This is a genomic window from Micromonospora sp. AMSO12t, assembly GCF_008806585.1.
Taxonomy (GTDB): domain Bacteria; phylum Actinomycetota; class Actinomycetes; order Mycobacteriales; family Micromonosporaceae; genus Micromonospora; species Micromonospora reichwaldensis.
Genome location: NZ_WAAS01000336.1, coordinates 1 through 6,003, shown reverse-complemented (window position 1 = coordinate 6,003; position 6,003 = coordinate 1). Strand labels below are relative to the sequence as shown.

7 protein-coding genes are annotated in these 6,003 nt (G+C 75.1%); 6 read left to right on the top strand and 1 reads right to left on the bottom strand.

All coding sequences use genetic code 11. The annotated features are described in order from the left end of the window. From F6X68_RS29650 to F6X68_RS29640, 3 genes are all read left to right on the top strand, one after another. The coding region (locus F6X68_RS29650) for a sugar nucleotide-binding protein (protein WP_225852506.1) at positions 1-760 on the top strand (760 nt) is incomplete at its 5' end. Positions 761-865: 105 nt separating this feature from the next. Further along, entirely contained in the window at positions 866-1,492 is a 627-nt protein-coding gene (locus F6X68_RS29645) for a helix-turn-helix domain-containing protein (RefSeq protein ID WP_151457339.1), read from the top strand. Continuing rightward, positions 1,489-2,838 carry an MFS transporter gene (locus F6X68_RS29640; protein ID WP_151457338.1) on the top strand — a complete coding sequence of 450 codons (1,350 nt, stop codon included), beginning with the start codon at positions 1,489-1,491 and terminating at the stop codon, positions 2,836-2,838. Before F6X68_RS29645 ends, F6X68_RS29640 begins: the two co-directional genes overlap by 4 nt. 112 nt (positions 2,839-2,950) lie before the next feature. Here the strand turns inward: F6X68_RS29640 and F6X68_RS29635 are convergent, their stop codons facing one another. Beyond that, positions 2,951-3,691, bottom strand: coding sequence for a GNAT family N-acetyltransferase (locus F6X68_RS29635; RefSeq protein WP_151457337.1), 741 nt, complete (start codon positions 3,689-3,691; stop codon positions 2,951-2,953). A gap of 165 nt (positions 3,692-3,856) precedes the next feature. Here F6X68_RS29635 and F6X68_RS29630 point away from each other — a divergent pair, with 165 nt between their 5' ends. The 3 genes from F6X68_RS29630 to F6X68_RS29620 form a co-directional block, all read left to right on the top strand. Next, positions 3,857-4,078 (top strand): hypothetical protein, encoded by a 222-nt coding sequence (locus tag F6X68_RS29630; protein ID WP_089000992.1) that lies wholly within the window; start codon positions 3,857-3,859, stop codon positions 4,076-4,078. A gap of 76 nt (positions 4,079-4,154) precedes the next feature. After that, positions 4,155-5,660, top strand: a complete 1,506-nt coding sequence (locus F6X68_RS29625) for a replication-associated recombination protein A (RefSeq protein ID WP_151457336.1) — start codon at positions 4,155-4,157, stop codon at positions 5,658-5,660. Beyond that, positions 5,660-6,003 (top strand): hypothetical protein (locus F6X68_RS29620; RefSeq protein WP_225852505.1); only part of this gene is annotated, 344 nt, incomplete at its 3' end. The genes F6X68_RS29625 and F6X68_RS29620, both read left to right, overlap by 1 nt.

Here is a 6,003-nt window from a genome sequence, read left to right as displayed (position 1 = left end):
GCAGGCGGTGGGTGCCGGCTGGTCGGTGGTGGGGACGTACCACTCGGGTCGGGTCGAGGTGCCGGGCGTCGAGACGCGCCGGCTCGACGTGACGGACCGGGCCGCCGTGCGCGAGCTGGTCGCCCGGGTCCGCCCCGAAGCCGTGGTCGGCACCCCCTACCGGTACGGCGACTGGGCGGTGACCGCCGACGGGGCCGCCCACGTCGCGTACGCCGCCGCCGAGGCGGGGGCGCGGCTCGTGCACGTGTCCAGCGACGCCGTGCACGCCGGCCGCCCGGAGCCGTACGCCGACGACGAGCCGCCCAGCCCGATCTTCCCGTACGGGGCGGCCAAGGCCGCGGCCGAGACCGCCGTCCGCGTCCTCGACCCGGGCGCGGCGCTGGTGCGTACCTCGCTGATCGTCGGGGAGGGGAGCAAGCAGATCCAGCTCTGCCACGACGCGCTCGCCGGCCGGGCGAGCCTGTTCACCGACGAACTGCGCTGTCCGGTCGACGTCACCGACCTGGCCGCCGCCGTGCTGGAGCTTCTCCGTACCGACTGTGCCGGCCCGCTCAACGTGGCCGGTCCGGACGCGGTCAGCCGCGCGGAACTGGGCCTGCTGGTCGCCGCGCACTCCGGCATCGACCCGGCCGGCATGAAGACCACCACCGGCGCCGCTGCCGGCGTGCTCCGCCCCGCGGAGGTGCGCCTCGACTCCACCCGCGCCGCCGGGCTGCTCCGCACCCGCCTGCGCGGGGTGCGCGAACTGCTCATCCGCTGATCCGCCGGAAAGCCCTGCCCGTGCCGGGTGCGGTCGCCGTCGTCGACGCACACTTTCTGTGCACAACTCTTGTGCACAGAAAGTGTGCACAGATATTGTGCAGGAATGGAGAATCCTTCGGCCGCCCGTGAACCGGCTCGCGAGGTCCGGATCGACCACCGGCAGGTGCGGGTGCTGGCACACCCGCTGCGGATGCGGCTGCTCGGCGCGCTACGGATCAAGGGCCCGTCGACCGCCACCCGCCTCGCCGAGTTGCTCGGCACCAACACCGGGGCCACCAGCTACCACCTGCGTCAGCTCGCCGAGGTCGGCCTCGTCGTGGAGGACCCGGACCTCGGCACCGGGCGGCAGCGGTTCTGGCGTGCCGCGCACGACGTCACCAACTGGGAGCCCAGCGACTTCGACGACGACCCGGACGCCCGGGCGGCCATCGAGTGGATCGAAGGCGACCAGGTCCGTTACTTCGTCCAGCACGCCGAGCACTGGTTCGCCGTCCGCCACGGGTACTCGCCGGCCTGGCGTGACGCCCTCGGCATGGGCGACGTCTTCATGACCGTCCCGCCGGACCGGCTCGCGGCGCTCACGGCCGAGCTGTGGCGGGTCCTGGAGCGGTTCCACAGCGAGGCGGACCCGGCCGAGCCGGGTGCGGAGCAGGTGCAGATCTACCTCGCCGCCTTCCCGATGCTGGCGGACATGCGGCTCGCAGACCCGTTGTCCGAGGAGGACCGATGAGCACCCTCTCCGTACGCCAGATCCGGCGTCGCTACCTCGCGCTCTACGGCCTGCGCTGGCTCCCCTCCGGCCTGCTCATCCCCGTGATGATCCTGCTGATGCAGGAACGCGGCCTTTCGCTCTCCCAGATCGGCCTGGTCGCCACCGCGCAGGGTCTGATCGTCCTCGCGCTGGAACTGCCCACCGGCGGGTTCGCCGACGCGCTCGGCCGCAAGCCCGTGCTGGTCACCGCCTGGGTGACCTGCGTGATCTCGCTCGCCGTCTTCGCGGTGGCCGACTCGTTCTGGCTCTTCTTCCTCTCCTGGGCCCTGCAGGGCGTCTACCGGGCGCTGGACAGCGGCCCGCTGGAGTCCTGGTACGTCGACGCCACCCTCGCCGCCGACCCGGATGCCGAGTACGAGCCCGGTCTCGGCCACGCCGGCACCGTGATCGGCATCGCCATCGGTGCCGGCGCGCTGCTGAGCGGCGGCCTGGTCGCACTCGGCCCGATCGGGCCGGTGAGCGCGCTGACCCTGCCGGTGCTCGCTGCCATCGCCCTTCAGACGGTGGCGCTGGTCGCGCTGCTGATCCTGCTGGTGGAGACCCGCTCGGCCAAGGGCGCCGGCGCGCTGCGCGCCTCGATCACCGAGGCGCCCCGGATGGTGGGGCAGGCGTTCGGGCTGCTGCGCCGCTCCCGGGTGCTGCTGGCCCTGGTGGCCGTGGAGCTGTTCTGGGGCTTCGGCATGGTCACCTTCGAGTCGCTGCTGCCGGTCCGCCTCGCGGAGGTCGTCGGCGATGCCGACCGGGCGGCGGCGCTGCTCGGCCCGGCCACCTCGGTGGCCTGGCTGGCGAACGCGGCCGGCGCCGCGCTGACCCCGCTGATGCTGCGCCGGCTGGGCGCCGCACCCAGTGCCGCGCTGCTGCGTGTCCTGCAAGGCGTCACGGTCGTCGGGATGGGCCTCTTCGCCGGCCCGGTCGGGGTGCTGATCGCCTTCCTGGCCTGCTACGCCGTGCACGGCGCGTCGAACCCGCTGCACATGGGGCTGCTGCACCGTCAGGTCGACGGTCCCTACCGGACCAGTGTCATCTCGCTGAACTCGATGATGGGCCAGCCGGCCGGAGCGCTCGGCGCCGTCGTCCTGACCGCCTTGGCCGACCGCACCAGCATCAGCCTCGCGATGTTCGTCGGTGCCGTGGTGCTGGCCGTCGCCGCCCCGCTCTACCTGCCCGCCTGGCGGGCCGAGCGGCGGAGGCGGTCTGGCCCGGTCAGGCACGACGCCGCCGATCCGGTGCGGCCCGCGGATCGCGCCGCTGACATGGCCATGACGAGCGGGAACGCCGACGGCGGTCGGGAAGCGTCCGCCTGACTTCCGCCGGGGCGGCGGGCGGTCGCCCCGGCGGTGCGGGCCGGGACCATGCCGGGGCCGCAACGATGCGCGAGCGACGGTCCCCGCGCCGACCGGGGCCGTGCCGCACGTCTCAGGCCAGGTGCACCGAGCTGCGGGCCAGGGCGCCGGTGAAGCCGAGCCGCCGGTAGAGCCGGATCGCCCCGACGTTGACGCTGTAGACGCCGAGCGCCACGGTGTCGTGGCGGGCGAGCAGGGCCCGGGTCATGGCGGCGGTCAGCGCCGCGCCCAGCCCCCGCCCCCGCCGGTCGGGGGCGACGGCCAGTCCGGCGAGGAAGCCGATGTCGCCCCGGCTGCGGTCGGCGCCGCAGGCGACGATCCGGTCGCCGTCGCGGATGCCGTACCAGTCGACGATCCTCGGGTCGCCCGGTCGCGAGGTGGTGCTCGGGAACGCCTCGTCGATCAGGGCGGTCAGCGCGGGATGGTCGGCCCCGGTGAGCCGGACCACCCGCTCCTCGTCGGGCTGGCGCGGCGGCGCGGCGGCACTCCAGAGGAAGTCCCACTCGTCGTGCCGGGCCACCGCCAGCCGGCCGGGCAGCGCCGCCGGGTCGAGCCGCGGCAGGTGCAGCCACTGGCCCGGCCGGAGCGCGCCCCGCGCGACCTGGTCGGCGAAGACCTCGACCGCCGGCCCGGGGGCGCCGATCGCGCCGCCGCGCGGGCCGTGCTCCGCCGGCAGCAGCCAGCCCACCGCGTCGTCGCGCCGCCAGCCGCGCGGCACCTCGTCGCGGGCGAGCGCGTGCCGGACGTACGGGTGGTGACCGGCGGCCGCCAGGATGGCGTCCCGCCCCTCCATGACCTGGTCGGCGATGATCATGTCAGCAAGCCTAGGACCGTCTCCGGCCTCCTGCCGGCGGACCCCGGTCTCCGGCCGCCGCCGAAGCTGACCGGAGACGGGGCTGCTCCACGGTGGAGATTGGCGAGCGGACCGATTGGGTACATCCCGCGCCGACCCACTGGGAACCCCCACCGGAGGAACGTCATGCTCGCCATTCTCGCGGCGGTCGTTTTCGGCTTCGCCCTGCTCATCGACCTGCTGGACACCAACTTCGGTGCCCCGGACCTGTTCAACTGGAACACCCTCGTACTGATCGGCCTGCTGCTGCTCTCCCTGTACCTGGCCGGCGTCGGCCGGGGCCCGCGCGGCGGTGGCGGCGGCGGTGGCGGCCGCTGGTACCGGGGCCGTCGTCCCGGCCGCGGCTGACCGTAATCGATCATCAAGGGCCCGGCCCGACGGCGCGCTTCCGGCGCCGTCGGCCGGGCCTTGTACTGTTCCCCTGATGGAGTCCGACGCCCTCTTCTCCCTCGGTGAACCCGCCGGAGCGCCCCCCACGCCCGCGGGTTCCGTCGGTGTGGACGGGTTCACCGCGGTGGGGGAGGACTCGCCGCTGCCCGTCCGGATGCGCCCGCGCAGCATCGACGAGCTGGTCGGTCAGGATCACCTGCTCGCGCCCGGCGCCCCGCTGCGCCAGCTCGTCTCGGCCACGGCGCCGATGTCGGTCATCCTCTGGGGCCCGCCCGGCAGCGGCAAGACGACCATCGCGCACCTGGTGGCGCGGGCCACGGACCGCCGGTTCGTCGCCATGTCGGCCCTCACCGCCGGGGTCAAGGACGTGCGCGCGGTGATCGAGACCGCCCGCCGCCAGCGCCGCTCCGGCGGCCCGCAGACGGTGCTCTTCATCGACGAGGTGCACCGGTTCAGCAAGACCCAGCAGGATTCGCTGCTCGCCGCCGTCGAGGACCGCACGGTCACGCTGCTCGCGGCGACCACCGAGAACCCGTACTTCTCGGTCATCTCGCCCCTGCTGTCGCGGTGCGTGCTGCTCACCCTCCAGCCGCTCGACGACGCGGCGGTGCGCGACCTGCTGCGCCGCGCGGTCGCCGACGAGCGCGGCCTCGGCGGCGCGCTCACCCTCGAAACCGAGGCGGAGGACCATCTCGTACGCCTCGCGTCCGGCGACGTACGCAAGGCGCTGACGGCGCTGGAGGCGGCGGCGGGCTCCGCCACGGCCCTCGGCGCCGGGCGGATCGACCTCGCCACCGCCGAGCAGGCGGTCGACGTGGCGGCCGTGCGCTACGACCGGGCCGGCGACGCCCACTACGACGTCACCAGCGCCTTCATCAAGAGCATGCGCGGCTCCGACGTGGACGCCGCGCTGCACTGGCTGGCCCGGATGCTGGTCGCCGGCGAGGACGCCCGGTTCATCGCCCGTCGCCTGGTCATCTTCGCCAGCGAGGACGTCGGCATGGCCGACCCGTCCGCGCTGAGCGTGGCCACCGCCACCGCCCACGCCGTGGAGTACGTCGGGCTGCCCGAGGTGCAGCTCAACCTCGCCCAGGCGGTGATCCACCTGGCCACCGCGCCGAAGTCCAACTCGGCGACCGCCGCGATCGGTGCGGCCATCGCCGACGTGCGGGCCGGCCGGGGCGGGCCGGTGCCGCGCGGGCTGCGCGACGCGCACTACTCGGGCGCCAAGGGGCTGGGCCACGGGACCGGCTACCGCTACCCGCACGACGACCAGCGCGGCGTGGTCACCCAGCAGTACGCCCCCGACGACCTCGCCGGCACCGACTACTACCGGCCCAGCCAGCACGGCGCCGAGCGCTCGGTCGCCACCCGGCTGCCGCTGCTGCGCCGTATCGTCCGGGGGCTGCCCGCGCCGGCCGCGCCCTCGGCAGCGGGGGTCGGGAGCGGTTCGGCGGACAACGGCCGCCGGCAGACGGACACGGGCGGCGCCGACGCGGCGCGAGAGGGCGGCAGTGACACCGCCGGGGAGGGTCAGTAGTGAAATCGCGTGGTTCGGAGCGACCGGAGGACGGCCCCGAAGAGCGGCGCGACTCCCGCGCCAAGGGGCGCCGCTGGGGGCGGGGCAAGGCCGAGGCCGAGCCCGAGGAGCCGATCAGCGGCGAGGAGTTCGGCTGGATCGACGACCTGCGCTCGGCCAAGCAGCAGCGCACCGAGCTGGGGCCGGGCGGGCTGGAACCCGCCTCGCCTCCCGGCCCCCGTCCGGGTGACCCGACGGCTCCCGGCCCCGCCGGGCCGCCGCCTCACCGTGGCCCCGGTCCGGCCGCCGCACCCCCGGTGCGCCGCGCCGAGGCCGAGCCGCCGCGCTCCCGCCCGGTGGACGG

Bases quoted from the DNA above. Each gene is read 5' to 3' on its own strand.
- F6X68_RS29630 (WP_089000992.1), top strand. From the start codon at position 3,857: ATGCTCGCCATTCTCGCGGCGGTCGTTTTCGGCTTCGCCCTGCTCATC.
- F6X68_RS29625 (WP_151457336.1), top strand. From the start codon at position 4,155: ATGGAGTCCGACGCCCTCTTCTCCCTCGGTGAACCCGCCGGAGCGCCC.
- F6X68_RS29635 (WP_151457337.1), bottom strand. From the start codon at position 3,691: ATGATCATCGCCGACCAGGTCATGGAGGGGCGGGACGCCATCCTGGCG.
- F6X68_RS29640 (WP_151457338.1), top strand. From the start codon at position 1,489: ATGAGCACCCTCTCCGTACGCCAGATCCGGCGTCGCTACCTCGCGCTC.
- F6X68_RS29645 (WP_151457339.1), top strand. From the start codon at position 866: ATGGAGAATCCTTCGGCCGCCCGTGAACCGGCTCGCGAGGTCCGGATC.